Raw genomic sequence first — 21522 nt, 5'->3', positions numbered from 1 at the left:
ATGCCCCTGACCGGTCCCGCCCTGGGGGCGCTGCGCATCCTGCTGGTGGAGGACTCACCGGAAGATGCCGAGCTGATGTCCGAACAGATGCTCGACGCGGGCCTGGACGCCCGCTTCGAGCGTGTCGAGAGCGAGGCGGAACTGCGCCAGGCACTGGCTGCGTTCCAGCCGGACATCGTGCTGTCCGACCTGAGCATGCCGGGGTTCTCCGGTGATGACGCGCTGCGCATCGTGCGCGAGACCTCCCCGGACGTACCCTTCATCTTCGTCTCCGGCACCATGGGTGAGGAGAACGCGGTGGCGGCGCTGCAGAAGGGCGCCAATGACTACATCATCAAGCATCTGCCGGCGCGCCTGCCGTCGGCGGTGGCGCGTGCGATCCGCGATGCACGCAGCGCGGTGGAGCGTGCACGCGTGGAAACCGAACTGATGCGCGCGCAGCGCCTGGAAAGCCTGTCGCTGCTTGCCGCCGGCCTCAGCCACGACCTGCGCAACATCCTGCAGCCGTTGCTGATCATGCCTGACCTGCTGAAGGCGCGCACCGAGGATCCGCAGCTGCACCACCTGGCCGACGTCATCGCCGAGTGTGGCCGCCGCGGCCACGAGATGGCCGAATCGATGCTGTCGTTCGTGCGCGGTTCGCGCAAGCCGAGCGAGCGCATCGAGATCGATGGCCTGTTCGATGCCGTGGCACTCCTGTTGCGCAGCAACGTACCCGATGCCGTGCGCCTGGAACTGCAGGTGCAGGACGAAGGCCTGGCGGTCGATGCCAACTACACCGAGCTGCAGCAGGTGATGTTGAACCTGGCGCTCAATGCGATCCAGGCGATGCCCAACGGCGGCCGCCTGAGCCTGACCGCCAGCCATGCCGGCGAGCGTGATGGCGTGGACTGGATGCGGATCTGCGTGGCCGATGAAGGCATCGGCATGGATGCGGACACGCTGTCGCACCTGTTCAATCCGTTCTTCACCACCAAGGCCGATGGCACCGGCCTGGGCCTGATTTCCTGCAAGCGCATCGTCGAAGGTGCCGGCGGCAGCATCCATGTCAGCAGCCAGCCGGGGCAAGGCACCTGTTTCGAGCTGCGCTTGCCGATGCACGAAGCCAGCGACGGCAGCGAGCCGATCGAGCAGCTGGTGGCGCTGGGCAGCGGCCAGTCGATCCTGGTGGTCGACGGCGAGGCCACGCGCCTGTCGCTGCTCGGCAATGCGCTGTCCAGCCAGGGTTACCAGCTGCAGCTGGCCTCCGATGGCCCGGCAGCGCTGCGTTGGATGCAGCAGGAGGCGATGCCGGCGCTGGTGATTGCCGATGCCGGCTCGAAGTTGCTGCCGGCCAGCCAGCTGCTGGGCGAGATGGCCACGCTGGGCTATCGCGGCCCGGCACTGGTGCTGGAGGATGCGGCGATTGCGGTGCCCGCCGATGCATTCCCGGCCGGCGTGGAGGTGCATGTTCTGCGCAAGCCGCTGCAGATGCAGCAGGTGTTCCGCGCGGTGGCCGAAGCGCTGGGCTGATGCCACTGGGGTTCTACAGGACGGTTTCCCACGGGAACCGCGGCAGGGCGTCCACCGCCTGCTCCAGCCGCCGCGACCAGTTCTGGTGGATATCGGCATACAGCGCTGAATCCGCGCCCAGCCGCAGCTGCTGGGCGATGCGCAGTTCACCGTCGCGCAGCAGCGCCAGGTCGATCGGCAGGCCCACCGACAGGTTGGACCGGATGGTGGAGTCCAGCGAGACGATGGCGGTGCGGGCCGCATCCTCCAGGCGCGTGGCCGGGCTGAGGATGCGGTCGAGGATCGGCTTGCCGTACTTGGATTCACCAATCTGCAGGTAGGGCGTCTCCGGCGAGGCGGCGATGGCGTTGCCGAGCGGGTAGATCATGTACAGCCCGGGACGCTCGCCGGCGATCTGGCCGCCGAAGATCAGCGTGGCCTGGGTGTTGACCCCGTCGTGGCCGTGTTCGCTGTGGCTGCTGTGCACCTGGCTGTCCACCAGCAGCTGGCCGACGTACTCGGCGGCTTCGAACAGGTGGGTCATGTCGCGCAGGTTGGGCGCGCGCCGTTCGTCGGCATCGCGTCCCAGGCGCGACACCAGCAGCTGGGTGGTGGCCAGGTTGCCAGCCGCCATCAGCACGTAGGCTGCCTGGCCGGGATATTCGAACACGTGCAGCTTGCGATGCACGCGCACATCGTCCAGCGAGGCATTGGTCCGGGTGTCGGCGGCGAAGACCAGGCCCTCGTCCACCTCGATTCCAACGCAATAGGTCATGTCGGTGCCCTATCATGTGCGTCCCGGATTGTAGGCAGGCCGCCGTGACGACGGCATGTCCACGCCCCCATCGCTGCCACCTGAACCGCATGACGACCGTGCTCCTGAGCCTGGGCAGCAATGTCCAGCCCCGCCGCTACCTCCACGCCGCGGTGGCGGCCCTGCGCGAGCGCTTCGGCGCGCTGCAGGTATCACCGGCTTACCGTACCGCCGCGGTCGGCTTCGATGGCCCGGCCTTCCTCAACAATGCAGTAGCAATCGAGACCGACCTGCCGCTGCAGGAACTGGATGACTGGCTGCATGCGCTGGAAGACGCACACGGCCGCGACCGCAGCGGGCCGCGCTTCTCCGACCGGACGCTGGACATCGACGTGGTGTTCTATGGGGATCTGGTGGTGGAGGGCCCCGGCCACCTGCGCATTCCGCGCCCGGAGCTGAAGCATGCCTTCGTGCTGAAGCCGCTGGCCGACATCGCGCCGGGCTTCATCGACCCGGTCAGCGGGCTGGACCTGGCTACGCTGTGGCGTGCGCACAAGCAGTTTGGTGAGGCGTTCGAGGTGGTGGACCTGGAATGATGGTGAGTGACGGGGTCAGATCCCTTTTCCCGGCGGGAAAAGGGATCTGACCCCGTTGTGGATCCCGGCAACCTTTCAGCTGACCGTACGCCCGCCATCCACGCGCAGGGTGTGGCCGGTGACGAAGCTGGCCTCGGCCACCAGCCAGTACACCGCCTCGGCGATCTCCTCGACGGTGCCGATCCGTGCCAGCGGGGTGCGTGCCAGCAGCGCCTCACGCGCGAAATCGTCCTTGCCCTGTTCCGGCCACAGGATCGCGCCCGGCGCCACCGCATTCACCCGCACCTTCGGCGCCAGCTCCAGCGCCAGCGAGCGGGTGGCCATTTCCAGCGCGGCCTTGGCCATGGTGTAGGCGATGTGGTCGCGCATCGGGTCGGTGCCGTGCAGGTCGGTCAGGTTGACGATGCTGCCCTGCTGGCGGCGCAGGTAGGGCGCCGCCGCCTGTGACAGCAGCAGCGGCGCGCGTGCATTGACCGCATACAGCTCGTCCATCGCCTCGGCGGTGACCTGGCCGAGCGGGGTGGGGAAGAAGTTGGAGGCGTTGTTGACCAGCGCATCCAGCCGGCCGAAGTGGGTGACGGCCTGTTCCACCAGGTCGGGCAGGGCGTCAGCGTCACGCAGGTCGGCCTGCAGGGCCAGCACGCTGCCCGGGCGCACGTTGTCGAAATCGAACGCCGCCTGTTGCAGCTCGGCGCTGGAGGTGTTGGCGTGCAGCACCACCGACCAGCCACAGGCGTGGAACTGGCGGGCGATGGCCGCACCGATCCGGCGCGCGCTGCCGGTGATCAGCACCACAGGGTGGGTGTCGCTCATCGAGGGTCCTCCAAGGCTCGGCTATCCTGTGCACCATTGTCACCGCATTCGAAGACGCCATGCAGCCCACCTTCCCCCTGCCCGAAGCCGATGCCCTGGCCCACAGCGACCAGCTGGCCGCCGCCCTGCGTGCCGAAATCCTTGCGCAGGGTGGGGCGATGCCGTTCTCCCGCTTCATGGAACTGTGCCTGTATACCCCCGGCTGGGGCTATTACAGCGCCGGTGCCAGCAAGTTCGGCGGCAGCGGCGACTTCACCACCGCGCCCGAGCTCGGCAGCCTGTTTGCCGGCAGCGTGGCCAATGCGTTGGCGCCGGTGTTCGCCCAGTTGGGTGCGCAGGCGCGGATGCTGGAACTGGGTGGTGGTACCGGCGCCTTCGCTGAGGCCGTGCTGCTGCGGCTGGCCGAGCTGGACGCGCTGCCATCATGCTACGCCATCCTCGAACCCAGTGCGGACCTGCGCGAGCGCCAGCAGCAACGCCTGCAGCAGAACCTGCCGGCCGAGCTGGCCGCGCGCGTGGACTGGGTTGATCGCCCGTTTGAAGAGGACTGGGAAGGCGTGGTGTTCGCCAATGAGGTGATCGACGCGCTGCCCACCCCGCGCTTCCTGATCAGGGATGGCGAGGTCTACGAGGAAACCGTCGAGCTGGACGCCGAAGGCAACTTCATCCGGGGCGCGCAGCCGGCTGACATCCTGCTCAACGGTGCGGTGCGGCATATCGAGCGTTACCTGGAAAAGCCCTTCGCCGAGGGCTACCGCTCCGAGGTGCTGCCGCAGCTGCCGTACTGGCTGCAGGCGGTGGCTGGCGGCCTGCAGCGCGGCGCGATGTTGTTCGTCGATTACGGCTACAACCGCGGCGAGTTCTACCAGCACGACCGTGGCGATGGCACCGTGCGCGCGTTCTACCGCCACCACGTGCACAACGACGTGCATCGTTGGCCGGGCCTGCAGGACATCACCGCGTCGGTGGATTTCACCGCCATGGCCGAGGCCGGCATGCACGGTGGCTTTGAGCTGGCGGGCTACTGCAGCCAGGCCAGCTTCCTGCTCGGCAACGGCCTGGACCAGGTGCTGCTGCTGGCCGAAGAGCGTACTGATGAGGTCGGCCGCATCCAGCTGCGCGACCAGGTGAAGAAGCTGACCCTGCCGACCGAGATGGGCGAACGCTTCCAGGCAATAGGCCTGCAGCGTGGCGTCGACTTCGAGCCGGCCTTCGAGCTGGGTGACCTGAGCTGGCGCCTGTGAGTGATGCGCAGCCGGTGACCAAGCCGCTGCGTCGGCCGCGTCTGTGGGCCGCACTGTGGGTGTCGGCGGTGCTGCTGGTGATCGTGGTCTGCCTGATTCCACCGCCGCCGATTCCGTTGCCGGAGAACAGCGACAAGGGCGAGCATTTCCTCGCCTATTTCATCCTGGCCGGCAGTGCGGTGCAGCTGTTCCGTCGCGGACGTCCGCTGCTGTGGGTGGGCGTGGGCCTGGTGCTGATGGGTGTCGGCATCGAGTTCGCGCAGGGCGCACTGACCAGCAATCGCACCGCCGACCCGGTGGATGCGCTCGCCAATACGATCGGCGTGCTGGCCGGCATGGCTACCGCATTGACCCCGCTGCGCGACCTGCTGCTGCGCTGGCACGGCTGAGGGCGTGCCAACCAAGGTTGGCACCTACCCGTAGATCCGCGCCATGCGTGGATGGAATTCCAGTAGATCCACGCCGTGCGTGGATGAACTGCCCGAGGTGCCGACCAGGGTCGGCACCCACCAGGACGGACCTGCCGTCATTTCCCCAGCGTGACCTCGTCCAGCACCCACATCGCCGGGCGCGTGTCGCCGGTGAAGTTGATGCACAGGTCACCGGTGCCCTGGGTTCCCTTCGGCAGCGTCGCACGCAGCGTCACGAAGCCATCGGCATCCGGCGTGGCCGGCAGCGGCACTTCGGCCAGCACCTTGCCGCTGCAGTCGCCGCGACGCACCCGCATCTCGCCATGCGCGCGCTTGGCCTTCTCGAAGCGACGCTTGGGTTCGTCATGGGCCAGCTGGAAGTAGTACGGAATACGGCCCGCGCGGACCTCGACGCTGCCGATGCCGTCCAGCTGTGCCTGCGGCCAGCGCCAGCACGGCTGGAAAATGTCGACGTTGAACACCGCGCGCGTTCCCTCGCGCGGGCCATCGTCTTCCAGGCGCAGCACCAGCCCCTTCTTGCCTACGCAGCTGAGCAGTTCATCACTGCGGCGGCTGAGCAGCGACTGCGCAGTGAAGTCCGCGACCGTCGGCTTCGCGGCCAGCATCTGGCCCTGGTAGAACGCGGCGGCCTGCACGGTGGCGGGCAGCGTCGCGGTCAGCGGCTGCTGGTACAGCGGCGACTGCGCGGTCACCGGCTGGCCATCGGTGCTGTAGCGCACTTCATAGCCCAGCGGGTTGGCCAGCGAAACGGTTACGGTGTTCTTCGCACGATCATCGGTGTAGTCCACGCCCACTTCGAATGGGGTCTGCGCATACGCCAGGCCCCAGGCGCGGTAGCGTTGCAGCTGCGCCGGCAGGCGTGCGAGGAAATCGCGGAAGTCACGATGTTCCGGCGTGCTCCAGCCGGTTTCGGCCACCGCGGCCAGGCGTGGGAACAGGTTGTGCTGCAGGCGTGCGTAGCTGCGCGTGTGCTCGGTGAACATGTTGGCCTGCAGGCCGAGGATGTGGCCGCGCTTGTCGGCAGCCAGTTCAGCCGGTACCGGTTCGAAGTTGTACAGCTTGCCGAGGTTGACCTGGGCCGGGCGGCCCGGCGGTTCATTTGGGGAGGCGGTCTGCAGGTAGTCCAGGTACAGGTAGCCGACCGGTGACATGATCACGTCATGGCCGGCGCTGGCCGCAGCCAGTCCGCCTTCGGTGCCCTGCCACGACATCACCGTGGCCTGTGGCGGCAGGCCACCTTCGAGGATTTCGTCCCAACCGATCAGGCGCCGGTCGTGTTCCTCAAGGAACGTTTCCAGGCGCTTGATGATGTGGCTCTGCATGGCCATCTCATCCTTGATGCCCAGTGCACGCATGCGCTGCTGCACCTGCCTGGAGGCTTCCCACTGGTCCTTCACCGCCTCGTCGCCACCCACGTGCACGTACTTGGCCGGGAACAGTTCGATCACTTCCTCCAGCACGTTCTCGAGGAAGGTGACGGTGCTGTCTTCCACGTTGAACAGGTTCGGGAACACGCCCCATTCGCTGATCGGCTTCAGCGGGGTGCTGATCGAGCCCAGTTCCGGGTACGCGGCAATCGCTGCGGTCGCGTGGCCGGGTACGTCGATCTCCGGAATCACCTGGATGTGCAGCTTCGCGGCATAGGCGATCACTTCGCGGATCTGCTCCTGCGTGTAGAAGCCGCAGTACGGGTGCTCCTGGCCACTGACCGGGTCGATGCCACCGTCGCCGGCCGGCAGGCGGCAGCTGCCCACCTCGGTCAGCTTCGGGTAGCGCTTGATCTCCATGCGCCAGCCCTGGTCATCGGTGAGGTGCCAGTGGAAGGTGTTGAGCTTGTGCGCGGCCATCGCGTCGAGCACGCGCTTGATCTCGTCCAGGCTCTGGAAATGCCGTGCCGAGTCGAGCATGAAACCGCGCCAGCTGAAGCGCGGTGCATCCTGGATCTGCACCGCTGGAAGCACGCCGTTGCTGCCGCCGGTGGCGAGCTGGGCGAGCGTGGTGGCGCCATAGAACAGGCCGGTTTCGTTGCCAGCCTGGATCACCACGCCCTGCGCGGTGCTTTCCAGCGTGTAGCCTTCGCCGCTGTCGCGGAAGGTGGGCACGATCTGGAAGCGGATGCTGCCCGACTTGCCAGCAGCCTTGCCCTTGGCCAGTGCAAGACGCGGGCCGCCACTGCGGGCCAGCAGGTCGGCGAACTGGGTGGCGACCCGCTGTGCGGCCTCGCCTTCGGCGCGCAGCACGGTATCGGCGCGCACGGTGATGCCGCTGCCCTGGCCGGGCTGCACGGTGGCCGGGGCGGGAATCAGCATCAGGCTGCCGGCACGCAGCTGCGGACCAGGTGCTTCAGCGGCGGGCGTGGGATCGGCGGCGAGTGCCGGCAGCGCCTGCAACATCGCGAGCAGGCTGCCCAGCAGCAGTGCGCTGCGCATCCGGGCGCGGGAAGGCTTGACCATCGGAACGACTCCTTGGAACGGTGCGATGAACGCTATACATGAAAAACGCCGGGCCCGGAATGACCCAGGCCCGGCGTGCGTGCACGACTCGGCGATGTTGCCGCCGCTGGATCAGTACTTGAAGCGGAAGTTGAGGTAGTACTGGCGACCGTTGCTGTAGAACGAGGTCGGGATGGCCGCGGTCTGGTAGTACTTGTAGGTTGGGTTGTTGAGGTTGAGCGCATCGAAGCTGATGCTCAGCCAGTCGGTGGCCTTGTAGCTCAGCGATGCCGACAGCGTGCCGAAATCATCCTGGTAGTACGGGTTGGCGCCGGACAGGCCGATCAGGAACGACGAACGGCGGGTGTAGCTGACACGCGCACCGAAGGTGTCGTTCTCGAAGTAGGCTCCCACGTTGTAGGTGTTCTTCGAAGTGCCCAGCAGGTTGTCGGTTCCGTCGGCCCAGGTGTGTTCGGTGCTGCCATCGGCGTAGGTGTAGTTGGCATTGACGCCGAAGTACTCGCCGATCGGCTGCTCGTAGGCCACTTCGATACCGCGCACCTTGCCGTCGGCGTTCTTCGGACGCGAGATGTCGTACTCCTCGAGCTGGTTGGTCAGCTCGCTGAACAGCATCTGCTTCTCGGTGCTGAAGGCCACGTAGTCCTTCAGGCGCATCGAGTAGGCACCAACCGACAGCATGCCGCGGGGCATGAAGTACCACTCCAGGTTGGCGTCGAAGTTGGTCGAGATCACCGGCTTCAGCTTCGGATTGCCGCCGCCGCCCTTGCGGTTCAGATCCGAGCCGTACGAAGACGCGCCCAATGCGGAGTAATCGGGCAGCGTCTGGGTCTGCGAGGCGGCGAGGCGCAGCACCAGATCGTCGCGCAGATCGTACTTGAAGTTGGCGCTCGGCAGCACGCGGTTGTGCTTGTTCTCGAAGGCCTCGCGGGTCCATGCGCCGAACAGGCTCCTCACGTCCGGCACGGTCGAACCTGTCGCCGTGGCGTAAGTGTCGATATCCTGCTTGATATTGACGTAGCGCAGGCCGACGTTGCCGCTCCAGCGGTCGCCACTGAAGTTGCCCTGCACGTAGGCAGCGAAGTTCTTCTCGGTCACCTTCCATTCCGCGCCGTAGTTGTGGCGGCCGTCGGGACCATCGTTGCCGGACAGCCATTCGGAATTGTTGGTCACCGCATTGCGCAGCGCTGCTGGGGTGTAGTACCAGATGTTGCGCGGGAAGTTGCCGCCGATGTCGTCGGCGAAGCCACCCGGATAGTTGGCGGTCGGGCTGCCACGCAGGGCGTCCCAGATGTTGCCGGGAGTGGCGCCTTCCGGCGACTTTGCTTCACGCGTGTGGTCGGCGTAGCGTGCGCCGAAATCGATCGAGCTCAACACGCCCGCGTTGAAATACTGGCTGAAATCAACGTTGGCCCACTTTTCCTTGTCGATTGCAGTGACCTGCTGGTTACCCCAGGTGCCGCCCCAGCTGGCGCCGGCGGGGCTGATGTCGCCCCCCACATTCCAATCCACCGGCGAGCCGTTGCCATGAGTGGTCCAGCTGGCGCCACCCCCGTTTGCGGTCAACAGCTCGGCGATGTACTGGCGCGGCGTTTCGCCAGTGCCCTTGGTGGTACCGGCCTGGAACTTCGCGGTCAGGTTGTCGCTGACCTGCCAGTCGGCATCCAGGGTGATGTAGTTGGTCTTGGCCGTCGACTCGCGGTAGATCATGTCGTACACCGCGTAGTTGGTGCCCGGCTTGCCTGCATAGCTGGCCTGGGTCAGCACGCCATCCTTGACCACGTATCCCGGATCAGGTGCCTGCGACTTGCCGAAGCTGTTGCCGAACATCATGAAGTTGCGATTGTAGTTGTTCGCTTCCAGCTTGGAGCTGAAGCCGCTGAGTACGAAGCTCAGGTCATCGGTCGGCTTGAACTGCAGCGAAACCAAGCCGCCGGTGCGCTTGCGGGTCTGTTCGAACAGGGTGGAGCCCAGCAGGCCCGGGACCTGAACGCCGACCAGATCCGGATTGGTCTGGGCGACCGGATCATTGGCTTCAATGGTGAAGAAGCCACCCGGGATTTCCTGCGCTTCGCGGCGCAGCTCGCGCTTCTGGCTGAAGGCCTGCAGCATCACGCCGAAGGTGCCTTCGTCGTTCTTGTAGTTGAACAGGGCCGACAGCTGCGGGTCGTTCGACTTGGCCTGGTCCGAACGCACCATGCCGATCGAGCCTTCAGCGGTGAACGGCTTGGAGAATTCCAGCGGCTTGCGGGTGATGATGTTGACGGTACCGGTGGTGCCGCCGTCCTGCAGCTTGGCCTGCGAGGACTTGTTCACTTCCACCGAGCTGACCAGTTCCGACGGCAGCAGCGAGTAGCTGACGCTGCGACCGACGTTGTTGCCCTGGCTGAGCACGAACCAGTCGGCCGAGCCGACGGTGTGGCCGTTGATCAGGGTCTGGGTCAGGCTCGGGCTGGTGCCGCGCAGGCTGACACGGTCGGCTTCGTCGAAGCCGCCTTCATCGGCGCTGGACGAGCTGATGTTCACGCCCGGCAGGCGCTGCAGGGTGTCGGCGACGTTGTGCGCCGGCAGCTTGCCCACGTCTTCGGCGGTGACCACTTCCACGCGCGCATTGGCTTCGCGCTTGGTGTCCAGCGACTTTTCCATCGAACCACGGATGCCCGTGACAGTCACGGTGTCCAGGTCGGTGGCGGTCGGGGCAGCCTGCTGCGCGTGCGCACTGAAGGCGATGCAGCTGACGATGGCGGCCGAAAGCAGGGTCTTGCGGGTGTTCATGATGTCTCTCCTCATCACTCGATTGGATGCCGGCGGCGGTGTTCGGTTGCGGTTGCGATGACATGCGCGGGGCGGCGGCGAAGTCCCGTGCGTTGGCGTGCCACGTACAGCGTGCTGCGATTGCGTTGAAGCCTGTTGCGGTGTCAGGCGGCCGACTGCTGCAGGTACCAGCTGGCAGCGCCGACCACGCCCAGCTGGCCGTGTTCGACGACCTTCACCGGGATGCGTGCCAGCGCTTCGCCCATCGGCCCCTTCTGCAGGTAGCGTTCGACGAAGGTGCTGGCGTGCAGGTACTCGCGGATCTGCGGCAGGATGCCGCCGGCCAGGTAGACGCCACCATGGGCGCCGTAGAACAGCGCCATGTCGCCGATGGTGCTGCCGAGCAGGCCGCAGAACACATCCAGCGCCTGGCGCGCATGTGCATCGCTGTCGGCCATGGCCGCAGCGGTGACCGCGTCGGGGCTGGCCAGGGTCGGCGCCTGGCCCTGCAGCGCGCATACCGCGCGGTACAGGTTCATCAGGCCCGGGCCGGAGATCGCGTGTTCGATCGACACGTGCGCGCGGTCGCGCTGCATGTGGCGGACGATGGCCATTTCCAGTTCGGTGCTGGCGGCCAGGGTCGGTTGGCCGGCTTCGGTCGGCAGGACCACCGGGCCATGCGCGGTGGGGATCCACAGCGCGGCGCCGAGGCCGGTGCCAGGGCCGACCACCAGGGTCGGGCCGCGCGCGGCGGTGTCCGGCCCGCACAGGTGCAGCACGCCGCTGGCGTCCACCTGCGCAGCGGCATAGGCCACCGCTTCGAAGTCGTTGACGATGTAGACCCGCTGCAGGCCGACGTCCGCTTCCACCTGGCGGGCCGACAGCGGCCACGGCAGGTTGGCGGTGATCACGGTGCCGTCCTCGCGGGCATAGCCGGCGCTGGCGACCACGCAGTGTGCCGGGCGCGGGCCTTCGCCGAGGAAGTCGGACAGGATCGCGCTGAGGCCGGCGTGGTCGGCATTGCGGTACTTGCGGTACTCCAGCACCTGCACCGGGTGGGCGGCATCACCGCTGGCCTGGACCCGGGCCACGCGCACATGGGTGCCACCGACGTCCGCGGCCAGGAACGAGGGCGCGACGCGGGACAGGACATGGGCCGGGGCGGGGTGGCTGGCGGTCACGCGGGCTCCTGCTGCAGGTGGGGCCGACCCCGGGATCGGGGCGGCGATTGGGGCGGAGTCTGTAACCCTGCTGACAACGATGTCAACGAGTTCGTGACACTTTCGTTGCTGCGCCGCAACGAATGCGGCAGGCAGTAAACGTTTACATGACGTGAGTGCTGGATTCACACGGGAACCGTTGCCGCATGGGGTTCAAGGGCTATCGCGCATTCAGTGCGGTGCGCGGCAATCGGCTTGCGCAGTGCAGCACGAGGTTGATGGGGGCGTGCACGGAAGTTGACAAACCGCGGTTGTCCATCGAAAGAATGTGACAACGTTGTTCCCAGCCACTCTCCGACGCCGCGTTCTGCGGCCGTCGCCGCAGGAGCCCTCCTGATGTCCGCCGTCCCCGCTGCAAGCGCGCGCCCGAACGTGGCCACCTCCATCGCCATCGTCGGCGTGTTGTTCTTCCTGATCGGCTTCTTCACCTGGCTCAACGGCCCGCTGATCACCTTCGTCAAGCTCGCCTTCGAACTCAGCGAGGTCGGCGCCTTCCTGGTGCTGATGGTGTTCTACCTGTCCTACTTCTTCCTGGCCCTGCCGGCCTCGTGGATCCTGCGCCGCACCGGCATGAAGAAGGGCCTGAGCCTGAGCCTGCTGGTGATGGCCGGTGGTGCCGCGTTGTTCGGTGAGTTCGCCACCCAGCGCTGGTATCCGGGGGCGCTCGGCGGCCTGTTCGTGATCGGCAGCGGCCTGGCGCTGCTGCAGACCGCGATCAACCCCTACATCTCCATCCTCGGCCCGATCGAGACGGCGGCACGCCGCATTGCGCTGATGGGCATCTGCAACAAGATCGCCGGCATGCTGGCGCCGGTGCTGATCGGCACGCTGGTGCTGCACGGCATCGGTGACCTCGATGCGCAGGTGCAGGCGGCAGATGCGGTCACCAAGGCCGCGCTGCTGAACGAGTTTGCCGCCAAGATCCACACCCCGTACCTGGCGATGGCTGCGCTGCTGGTGGTGCTGGCGGTGGCGGTGCTGTTCTCGCCGCTGCCGGAAATCAAGTCGTCCGAAGCCAACGCCACGCCGGCGGCTGCCGGTGCCGCCGAGCGCCGCAGCATCTTCCAGTTCCCGCACCTGTGGCTGGGCGTGCTGTGCCTGTTCGTCTACGTGGGCGTGGAGGTGATGGCCGGTGATGCGATCGGTACCTACGGCCATGGTTTCGACCTGCCGCTGGACCAGACCAAGATGTTCACCTCGCTTACCCTTGGCGCGATGCTGGTCGGCTATGTGGTCGGCCTGCTGTTGATCCCCAAGGTCGTTTCGCAGTCGCGCTACCTGACCTTCTCTGCCGTGCTGGGCGTGGTGTTCTGCCTGGGCGCCTGGGCCACCCACGGCTACGTATCGGTGGCCTTCGTGGCCCTGTTGGGCTTCGCCAACGCGATGATGTGGCCGGCGATCTTCCCGCTGGCGATCCGCGGCCTGGGCCGCTTCACCGAGACCGGCTCGGCCTTGCTGGTGATGGGCATCGCCGGTGGCGCGATCATTCCGCAGCTGTTCGCCGTGCTCAAGCAGCACATCGACTTCCAGCTGGTGTTCGTGCTGCTGATGGTGCCGTGCTACCTGTACATCCTGTTCTACTCGGTGATCGGCCATCGCGCCGGCCTGCCGCAGGAGCGCTGATCGGCGATGATGGACGGCAGCCAACCCGAGGGAAAACCCATGCGCAGAGCGACCATCAAGGACGTTGCGGAGAAGGCCAAGGTCTCGCTGAAGACGGTCTCGCGGGTGATCAACAACGAACCTTCGGTGATGCAGGCCACCCGTGCACGGGTGCTGCGTGCCATCGCCGAGCTCGATTACGAGCCCGATCCGTCCGCGCGCAACCTGCGCAGCGGCACCACCTTCGTGATCGGGCTGGTCTACGACAACCCGAACCCGTACCACATCATCGGCGTGCAGAACGGGGTGCTCGCTGCGTGCCGCGAGACCGGCTTCGGCCTGCAGATCCATCCCTGCGATTCCAGCTCGCCGCTGCTGGCCGATGAACTGGCCGACTGGGTGCAGCGCTCGCGGCTGGCCGGGCTGGTGCTGACCGCGCCGATGTCCGAGCGCCGCGACCTGATCCAGGCGCTGACCGCGCGTGGCATCAAGCTGGTGCGCATCATTGCGGCCACCGAAGACCCGGCCGACGGTGCCTGCGTATTCGTCGACGACCGCGAGGCCGCCTACGAGATCACCGAGCACCTGATCCAGCTGGGTCACCAGCGCATCGGCTTCCTCTGGGGCGGCATCTCGCACCGGTCCTCGGGCGAGCGCTATGCCGGTTACGAAGCCGCGCTGAAGGACTACGGCATGACCGTGGACAAGCACCTGGTGGTGCAGGGCGACTACACCTTCGACGATGGCTTCCGAGGCGCGCGCCGCCTGCTGGCGCTGCGCGAGCCGCCCACCGCCATCTTCGGTTCCAACGACGAAATCGCCGCCGGCGTGCTGGCCGCCGCGAAGTCGGCCGGCATGAACGTGCCGTATGACCTGTCGATTGCCGGTTTCGAGGACAGCCCGTTCTCCCGCCAGTCGTGGCCGCCGCTGACCACCGCCAAGCAGGCCACCGAGGACATCGCCCGCCACGCTGCGCGCCTGCTGATCGCGCAGCTGCGCAGCGATGCCTACGACGATGCGCCGGCACCGCTGCACAACCAGGGCTTCGTGCCGCAGCTGGTGGTGCGCGGTTCGACCGCGCCGATGCGCCCGGCCGGCGCACGCCCCCTTCCTTCCGATCCTGCCTGAGCCTGCCATGTCGCTGTCAGACCCCACTGCCACCCTGATGTTTGCCGAGGCCGCTGAAGCGGCCGACGTGGTCGCGCGCCAGTTCTCGCGCAACCACGCCACCATGGAAACCCTGGCCGCCAGCCTGCGCGCCGCGCCGCCGCCGTTCGTGGTCACCTGCGCACGCGGCAGCTCCGACCATGCCGCCACCTATGGCAAGTACCTGCTGGAGACCCAGCTGGGCCTGGTGGTTGCCTCGGCCTCGCCGTCGGTGGGGTCGGTCTACGCTGCTCCGCTGCAGCTGCGTGGTGCGCTGTTCATCGTCATCTCGCAGTCGGGCAAGAGCCCGGACCTGCTGCGCAATGCGGAAGCTGCCAAGGCCGCCGGTGCGCGCGTGGTCGCGCTGGTCAACGTCGAGGATTCGCCGCTGGCGCAGCTGGCCGATACGGTCATTCCGCTGCATGCCGGTGCCGAGAAGAGCGTGGCGGCCACCAAGAGCTACCTGGCTTCGCTGGCGGCACTGCTGCAGCTGGCCGCGTACTGGAAGCAGGACAGCAGCCTGCGTGCGGCGCTGGATCTGCTGCCGGACGCGATGCGCGAGGCCTGGCAGTGCGACTGGAGTGCGGTGACCGAGGGCCTGGTCGATGCCACCAACCTGTTCGTGCTGGGCCGTGGCCTGGGCCTGGGCGCGGCGCAGGAGGCGGCATTGAAGTTCAAGGAAACGTGCAGCCTGCATGCCGAAGCCTACAGCTCGGCCGAGGTCAAGCATGGCCCGATGGCCCTTGTCGATCGCGGTTTCCCGGTGCTGGCCTTCGCCCAGCCGGACGAGACCGGCGCCGGTACCCGTGCGGTGGTCGAAGAATTTACTTCGCGCGGCGCGCAGGTGTGGATGGCAGGTGCCGGTGGCAACCTGCCGGTGGCTGCCGCGCCGCATCCGCTGTGCGCACCGTTGCTGACCGTGCAGAGCTTCTATCGCGCGATCAATGCGCTGGCGCTGCGCCGTGGCTTCAACCCGGACCTGCCGCCGCACCTGAACAAGGTTACGGAGACGGTGTAATGGCAACGGTCCTGCGCAACGCCCGCATCCTTGCGGGCGATGAGTTCCGCGACGGTCTGGCGGTAGTGATCGAGAATGGCCGCATCAGCGCGCTGCTGCCCGATGCAGCGCCGCAGCTGGGCCAGGCGGCCGAGCAGGTCGATCTGGGCGGTGGCTGGCTGCTGCCCGGCTTCATCGACGTGCAGGTCAATGGTGGCGGCGGCGCGCTGTTCAACAACACGCCGGACGTGGCGTCGCTGCGCACCATCGCGCAGGCGCACCGCCGCTTCGGTACCACCGCGATGCTGCCGACGCTGATCAGCGACGACGTGGGCGTGATGCGCGAAGCCATCAGCGCGATGCGCGATGCGATCGAGCAGGGTGTGCCGGGTGTGATCGGTATCCATCTGGAAGGCCCGTACATCGCGCCGGCCCGCAAGGGCACGCACGATGCCAGCAAGTTCCGCGTGCCGGACGAAGAGGAGATCGCGCTGGCCGCATCGCTCGACAACGGCGTGACCCTGCTGACCCTGGCGCCCGAACGCGTGCCGCTGGAGACCATCCGTGCGCTGGTCGAGCGCGGTGTGATCGTTGCCGCTGGGCATACCGCAGGCACCTACGAAGAAATCCGTGCCGGCCTGGATGCCGGCGTGCGTGGCTTCACCCATCTGTACAACGCGATGTCGCCGCTGCAGGGCCGTGAGCCCGGCGCGGTGGGCGCTGCGCTGGAAGACCGCGACAGCTGGATCGGCATCATCGTCGATGGCGTGCATGTGCATCCGGCCAGCCTGCGCGTGGCACTGGCGGCCAAGCCGCGCGGCCGCCTGCTGCTGGTGACCGATGCGATGCCGCCGGTCGGTGCGGATGATCCCAGCTACGTGCTGTATGGCGAAACCATCACTGCCATCGATGGCGTGGTGCGCAATGCCGCCGGTTCGCTGGCCGGCTCTGCGCTGGACATGGCCACCGCCGTGCGCAACACCGTGCAGCTGCTCGGCCAGCCGCTGGCCGAAGCCGCACGCATGGCCTCGACCTACCCGGCGCAGTTCCTCAACGTCGACGACCGCCTCGGCCACATCGCCGAGGGCTACCAGGCCGACCTGGTCCTGCTGGATGACGCCTTGCAGGTGCGCGGCACCTGGATTGCCGGACAGTACGAGGCCGCCTGATGAATGGTATGCCGCCGCGCCGCTTGGGCTCGATCGATGCCCTGCGCGGCATCACCGTGGCGGCAATGCTGCTGGTCAACAACCCGGGCGACTGGAGTGCGGTGTTCGCGCCGCTGCGTCATTCGGAATGGCACGGCTGCACGCCTACCGACCTGGTGTTCCCGTTCTTCCTGTTCCTGGTCGGCGTGTCGATGGCCTTCAGCGTGGCACCGCGTGCGCGGGATGCGGTGGCGCGACCGGCATTGGCGCGCGGCGTACTGGAGCGCGCGCTGCGCATCCTGGTGGCCGGTGCGCTGCTGCACCTGCTGATCTGGTGGGCACTGCACACCCCTCACTTCCGCATCTGGGGCGTGCTGCAGCGGATTGCGGCATGTGCGGCGCTGGTGGGCGTGCTGGCCGTGTATGCCCGCCCGCGCGCACAGGCGGCCGTGCTGGTCACGCTGCTGGTGGGGTATACCGTGCTGCTGCTGGGTATCGGTGATCTGGCGCCATGGACCAACCCGGCCAGCCGCCTGGATACCACGCTGTTCGCACCGTGGATCTACCAGTGGCACGCCGATACCGGGCTCGGTCATGACCCGGAAGGATTGCTGAGCACCTTGGGCGGCCTGGCCAGCACCGTACTCGGCCTGATTGCCGGTGGCCTGCTGCGCAACGGGCGTCCGGCAGCATTGGCCGGGCTGGGTGTGGCGACTGCTGTGCTGGGCCTGCTGCTGGCTACGGTGCTGCCGCTGAACAAGCAGCTATGGACGCCCAGCTATGTGCTGTGGACCGGCGGCCTGGCCGCGCTGGCGCTGTGGCTGGGGCACGTGCTGATCGACCAGAAGGGCTGGCCGGCGTTGGGCCGGCGCTTCGGGGTCAACGCGATCACCGCGTATCTGGGGGCATCGGTGATGTCGGTGGTGCTGATGGCGACCGGCGCCTGGGGCTGGATCTGGCAGCAGCTGGCCAACGTGATGCCGCAGGCACTGGAACTGGCGTCGATGCTGCAGGCGCTGGCGTTCGTCGCACTGTGGTGGGGTGTGGCGTGGTGGCTGGACCGGCGGAAGATCTATCTGAAGATCTGATGGCGCGTCATCCATGCATGGCGCGGTTCGGCCTGTACACGGGGCGAACGCGATGGAGGTGGCGCGGTGGAAGTGGAATGTCCGGTAGATGACGCCATGCGCAAATGCTCTCCACTGATTCATGATCGCTGCAAAGATGAACGATTTCAGCCAGGTAGAAGCGAAGTGATGCCCGATCAGGTTCGAATCTGAACTGTGATAAGTGGCACGCAAATTCACCTATCGAAACCGTTCACCACACGTCACACTGCCCGCGCAGTTCTGCAGTTCCTGATCCCCTGTACAGGAGTACTGTATGTCCCGTGCCGCCCCGCGCGCTTTCCGTCCACGCCGCCTCACTGTTTCCCTGCTGCAGGCCCTGGCCGTCCCGTCCGTCATACTGTTGACCGCCAGTGCCGCCTGGGCCGGCTGTGACAATGCCACCCCGGCCGCCGGCCAGACGGTCACCTGCGACGCCAACGCGCCGAATCCGCAGACCGTTCCCGTCACCGCCAATGGCGCGGCCGGCATCACCGTCAACGTCGCCAACGGTGCCCAGTTGCAGCAAAGCGGTGGTGGGTCGGCCATCGCCCTGGTCGGTGCAGGCGGCCACCTGTTGTCAAACCAGGGCGCGATCAGTTCGGCGGGCGGTGTGGCGGTCCAGCTGGGCGGTGGCAGCCGCGTCGAAAATACCGGCAGCATCAGCACCGGCAACAACACGGCCCTGCAGTTCGTTGGCGCAGGCGACAGCGTGCTGGTCAACAGCGGAACGATCAGTGGGCGCACCGGCGTGCAGTTCGGCGCCGGCAATGATCGCCTGGAGATGCAGGCAGGCAGCATCTCCGGCGGTGTCCTGCAGGGCGACGGCAACGATGTGCTGCTGCTGAGCAATGGCACCATCGACAGCGTCGACCAGGGCAATGGCGATGACCAGCTGACCGTCACCGGCGGCACCGTCACCGGCGTGGTGGCGCAGGGCAGCGGCCGCGACGATTTCGTCATGAGTGGCGGCACGATCGGCGCGCTGCAGCAGGGCGACAATATCGATACGTTCCGCATGAGCGCTGGCCGCATCATCGGCGCGTTCGAGGATGGCGACCAGGCGTGGATGACCGGTGGGCGCATCGGCCGCGTCAACATGAAGTTGGACAAGAACCTGTGGGACCAGTCCGGCGGCACCGTGGACGGCAACGTGGTGACCGGCTTCGATACCGACACCATCATCATCTCGGGTACGGCGTATATCGGCGGCAACATCAGCGTCAGTGGCGGCGCCGACAGCGTGACCATCACCGATGGCACCGTGCGCGGCCAGGTGCTGCTCAGTACCGGTGACGACACCTTCAACTGGAATGGCGGCGGCATCGTCTACGGCGCGATCGACATGGGCCCGGACAACGACGTGGCCAACTTCAGCAACCTCAACCAGGGCAACCTCGGTGCAGTGCCGCTGTTCGACGGTGGCAGCGGCATCGACCAGCTCAACTTCAGCAACGTCAAGACCGAGGGCGTGGGCCGATTCCAGAACTGGGAGACGATCCGCCTGGCCAACAGCACCGAACTGGCCTTCGATGGCGACCTGGTGCTCGGCGACAGCGCAACCGGCACTGGCACGCTGACCGTAGATGACACCAGCACCGTCTACGCGGGCAGTGGTGGCCACGCCATCCGTCCGCTCAACGGTGGTGCCCTGGTGGAGATGGTCAACGCCGGGCGTATCGACCTGACCGGTACTGGCGCTGGCGATGTGTTCACCGTGCGTGGCAACTATCGCGGTGATGGCGGTGGCCTGTACCTGCGCACCGTGCTGGGTGCGGACGATTCCACCAGCGACCGCCTGGTGATCGATGGCGGTACTGCCACCGGGACTACCGGCATCGGTGTGCTCAATGCGGGCGGCAGCGGCGCGGCCACGCTGGCCGATGGCATCCTGGTGGTGCAGGCCTTGAATGGTGGCCGCACCGCGCCGGGCGCGTTTTCGTTGTTTGCACCGGTCGCGGCCGGTGCCTACGAGTACTTCCTGTTCAAGGGCGGTGTCAGTGCCGGTACCAGCGAGAACTGGTACCTGCGCTCGACGCTGGTGACCGGGCCGACGCCGGCACCCAACGGCGGCGGCAGTGCCACGCCACCGCCATTGACGCCGCCGGTAGCCCCACCGCCGCCGATCACCCCGGCACCGCCGCCGCCGCCCGAAGGCGCCACCGATCCGGACCTGACCGCGGGCGAGACCGCGCCGCCACCGCCGCCGCCGGAACCGGCACCGGTGGCGCCGCCCAGCGATCCGGCAGTGCCGGACGTGCCTGTGGCCGGCGGTGCATTGCCCGGAACCGGGCAACCGCCGACGCCGGGTGCACGTCCGGCCGAAGGGGCAGTGGTACCGCTGTACCGCGTGGAGACCGCCGCTTACGCCGTGGTGCCGCCACTGCTGCGCGAGACTTCACTGGCCAGTCTCGGCACGTTCCACGAGCGGCAGGGCGAACAACGCCTGCTGTACAACCAGGGCGCATTCCGCACCGCCTGGGGCCGGTTGGTGGGCCAGAGCAGCGAGATCCACTGGAAGGGCGATGCACAGCCGGGTTTCGATGGCGATGTGATGGGCCTGCAGGCCGGTCTGGATGTGTGGGCCGCTGCTTCTGACAACCATCGCAACCAGATCGGCGTGTTTGTCGGCCGCACCCGCGCGCAGGGCAAGACCACCGGCCTGGCATTGGGGTGGGAGAACGTGCAGGTGGGCCAGAACCGCCTGGACGACAAGCACGTGGGCCTGTACTGGACGCTCACCGACAGCAGCGGGGGGTACATCGACGCGGTGGCGATGCAGAGCCGCTACGACGGCCGCGTGCGTTCCTCGCGTGGGCTCGGCTTCGGCCTGAGCGGCGACGGCACCAGTGCGTCGGTGGAAGCGGGAAAGCCGCTGCTGCATTTTGGCCAGTCCGCGTGGTGGCTGGAACCGCAGGTGCAGGTGATCTGGCAACGCACCTCGCTGGATGACCGCCGCGATGAGGTTTCGAGCGTGCGCTTCGACAACGACAACGCCTGGACCGGCCGCGTCGGCCTGCGCCTGGCCGGTGATTACCAGTTGGCCGACAACGGCTGGCAGCCGTATTTCAAGCTCAATTACTGGCATGGCCGTTCCGGCGAAGATCGGATCCGCTTCGACGACGACGTGATCGTCAATTCGCAGCGCTCGCGCGCGCTGGAAGCCGGTGTGGGTGTGGTAGGTCGCTTCAATCGCACCATCAGCGCTTATGCCGTGGCCGATTACACGCGCGAGCTGGGCAGCGACCGCAACGAGAAGCGCCGCATCATTGAAGGCAACATCGGCCTGCGCGCGGATTGGTGACAACCGCAGGCTTGGGTAGGTGCCGACCTGGGTCGGCACTCACCCCATCACAGCCATGATCCGCTCCGGGTTCCAACCGACGCGCCGATCCGCTCTGGATTCCAACCGGCGCCATAATCCGCTCTGGTGGGTGTCGACCTTGGTCGACACGAATCCAGCGGCGTCACGATGCCGCGCGCGCACCCGGTGCCTCCGGCCCACCTGCATGATCGGCCAGCACCACCACCGCGTGCAGCAGGCCTTCCTCCACCTGCGGCAGGCACTGCGCCGGCGCATCCTCCATCTCGCGGGCCGGCTGCGCCGCGAGCAACATGCCGCCGCACGCAGACAATGCAGCTAGGCAGCGCGTAGCCTTGGCCAGTTCCCGGCGACGCGCCTCGCTGAGGTGCCGTTCGCGCCAGGGCTGGCCATCGGCAGCGTGGCTTTCCGCGATACCACGCAACCGCGCGAAGAATGCGGATGGGCG

At 67.1% G+C, this 21522-nt stretch carries 16 protein-coding genes; 10 read left to right on the top strand and 6 right to left on the bottom strand.

The window, feature by feature from the left end; all coding sequences use genetic code 11:
- On the top strand, positions 1-1512 hold the full coding sequence (locus tag B9Y82_RS15565) for an ATP-binding response regulator (protein WP_100473933.1): 1512 nt from the start codon (positions 1-3) through the stop codon (positions 1510-1512).
- Between the two features lie 13 nt (positions 1513-1525).
- Here the strand turns inward: B9Y82_RS15565 and B9Y82_RS15560 are convergent, their stop codons facing one another.
- A complete protein-coding gene (locus B9Y82_RS15560) occupies positions 1526-2266 on the bottom strand; it encodes a 20S proteasome subunit A/B (protein WP_100473932.1) in 741 nt (246 codons plus the stop codon).
- Positions 2267-2355: 89 nt separating this feature from the next.
- On the opposite strand from B9Y82_RS15560, the gene folK reads away from it, so the two are divergent.
- Positions 2356-2841 (top strand): 2-amino-4-hydroxy-6-hydroxymethyldihydropteridine diphosphokinase, encoded by a 486-nt coding sequence (folK, locus tag B9Y82_RS15555; RefSeq protein WP_087923641.1) that lies wholly within the window; start codon positions 2356-2358, stop codon positions 2839-2841.
- A gap of 75 nt (positions 2842-2916) precedes the next feature.
- Here folK and B9Y82_RS15550 read toward each other — a convergent pair whose 3' ends face one another.
- A complete protein-coding gene (locus tag B9Y82_RS15550; RefSeq protein ID WP_100473931.1) occupies positions 2917-3654 on the bottom strand; it encodes a pteridine reductase in 738 nt (245 codons plus the stop codon).
- A 59-nt stretch (positions 3655-3713) separates the two neighbouring features.
- Here B9Y82_RS15550 and B9Y82_RS15545 point away from each other — a divergent pair, with 59 nt between their 5' ends.
- Together B9Y82_RS15545 and B9Y82_RS15540 are read left to right on the top strand one after the other, a co-directional pair.
- Positions 3714-4898 carry a class I SAM-dependent methyltransferase gene (locus B9Y82_RS15545; protein WP_100473930.1) on the top strand — a complete coding sequence of 395 codons (1185 nt, stop codon included), beginning with the start codon at positions 3714-3716 and terminating at the stop codon, positions 4896-4898.
- A complete protein-coding gene (locus tag B9Y82_RS15540; RefSeq protein ID WP_100473929.1) occupies positions 4895-5287 on the top strand; it encodes a hypothetical protein in 393 nt (130 codons plus the stop codon). The genes B9Y82_RS15545 and B9Y82_RS15540 overlap by 4 nt, the downstream gene beginning before the upstream one ends.
- Positions 5288-5424: 137 nt before the next feature.
- Here B9Y82_RS15540 and B9Y82_RS15535 read toward each other — a convergent pair whose 3' ends face one another.
- The 3 genes from B9Y82_RS15535 to B9Y82_RS15525 form a co-directional block, all read right to left on the bottom strand.
- Entirely contained in the window at positions 5425-7782 is a 2358-nt protein-coding gene (locus B9Y82_RS15535; protein ID WP_100473928.1) for a family 20 glycosylhydrolase, read from the bottom strand.
- Between the two features lie 111 nt (positions 7783-7893).
- The gene (locus tag B9Y82_RS15530; protein WP_100473927.1) at positions 7894-10554 is read right to left on the bottom strand and encodes a TonB-dependent receptor; all 2661 of its coding nucleotides are present in this window, start codon (positions 10552-10554) and stop codon (positions 7894-7896) included.
- A gap of 143 nt (positions 10555-10697) precedes the next feature.
- The gene (locus B9Y82_RS15525) at positions 10698-11714 is read right to left on the bottom strand and encodes a glucokinase family protein (protein WP_100473926.1); all 1017 of its coding nucleotides are present in this window, start codon (positions 11712-11714) and stop codon (positions 10698-10700) included.
- A 375-nt stretch (positions 11715-12089) separates the two neighbouring features.
- Between B9Y82_RS15525 and B9Y82_RS15520 the strand changes: the two genes are divergently transcribed.
- The 6 genes from B9Y82_RS15520 to B9Y82_RS15495 all read left to right on the top strand — a co-directional run bounded on the left by B9Y82_RS15520 (position 12090) and on the right by B9Y82_RS15495 (position 21056).
- The gene (locus tag B9Y82_RS15520) at positions 12090-13376 is read left to right on the top strand and encodes a sugar MFS transporter (protein ID WP_100473925.1); all 1287 of its coding nucleotides are present in this window, start codon (positions 12090-12092) and stop codon (positions 13374-13376) included.
- 39 nt (positions 13377-13415) lie between these two features.
- A complete protein-coding gene (locus tag B9Y82_RS15515; RefSeq protein WP_006391719.1) occupies positions 13416-14483 on the top strand; it encodes a LacI family DNA-binding transcriptional regulator in 1068 nt (355 codons plus the stop codon).
- 7 nt (positions 14484-14490) lie between these two features.
- On the top strand, positions 14491-15519 hold the full coding sequence (locus B9Y82_RS15510) for an SIS domain-containing protein (protein WP_100473924.1): 1029 nt from the start codon (positions 14491-14493) through the stop codon (positions 15517-15519).
- Entirely contained in the window at positions 15519-16667 is a 1149-nt protein-coding gene (gene nagA, locus B9Y82_RS15505; RefSeq protein WP_100473923.1) for an N-acetylglucosamine-6-phosphate deacetylase, read from the top strand. Before B9Y82_RS15510 ends, nagA begins: the two co-directional genes overlap by 1 nt.
- Positions 16667-17734, top strand: a complete 1068-nt coding sequence (locus B9Y82_RS15500; RefSeq protein ID WP_100473922.1) for an acyltransferase family protein — start codon at positions 16667-16669, stop codon at positions 17732-17734. The genes nagA and B9Y82_RS15500 overlap by 1 nt, the downstream gene beginning before the upstream one ends.
- A 295-nt stretch (positions 17735-18029) precedes the next feature.
- Complete coding sequence (locus B9Y82_RS15495) at positions 18030-21056, top strand: autotransporter outer membrane beta-barrel domain-containing protein (RefSeq protein ID WP_100473921.1); 3027 nt, start codon at positions 18030-18032, stop codon at positions 21054-21056.
- 163 nt (positions 21057-21219) lie between these two features.
- On the opposite strand, the gene B9Y82_RS15490 is transcribed toward B9Y82_RS15495, so the two are convergent.
- Positions 21220-21498 (bottom strand): hypothetical protein, encoded by a 279-nt coding sequence (locus B9Y82_RS15490; protein ID WP_238381621.1) that lies wholly within the window; start codon positions 21496-21498, stop codon positions 21220-21222.
- Positions 21499-21522: the final 24 nt, after the last annotated feature.

The sequence above is a fragment of the Stenotrophomonas maltophilia genome (genome assembly GCF_002799155.1).
Classification (GTDB): domain Bacteria; phylum Pseudomonadota; class Gammaproteobacteria; order Xanthomonadales; family Xanthomonadaceae; genus Stenotrophomonas; species Stenotrophomonas maltophilia_R.
The sequence above is the reverse complement of the archived record's forward strand: the minus strand, read 5'-3'. Positions and strand labels throughout refer to the sequence as shown.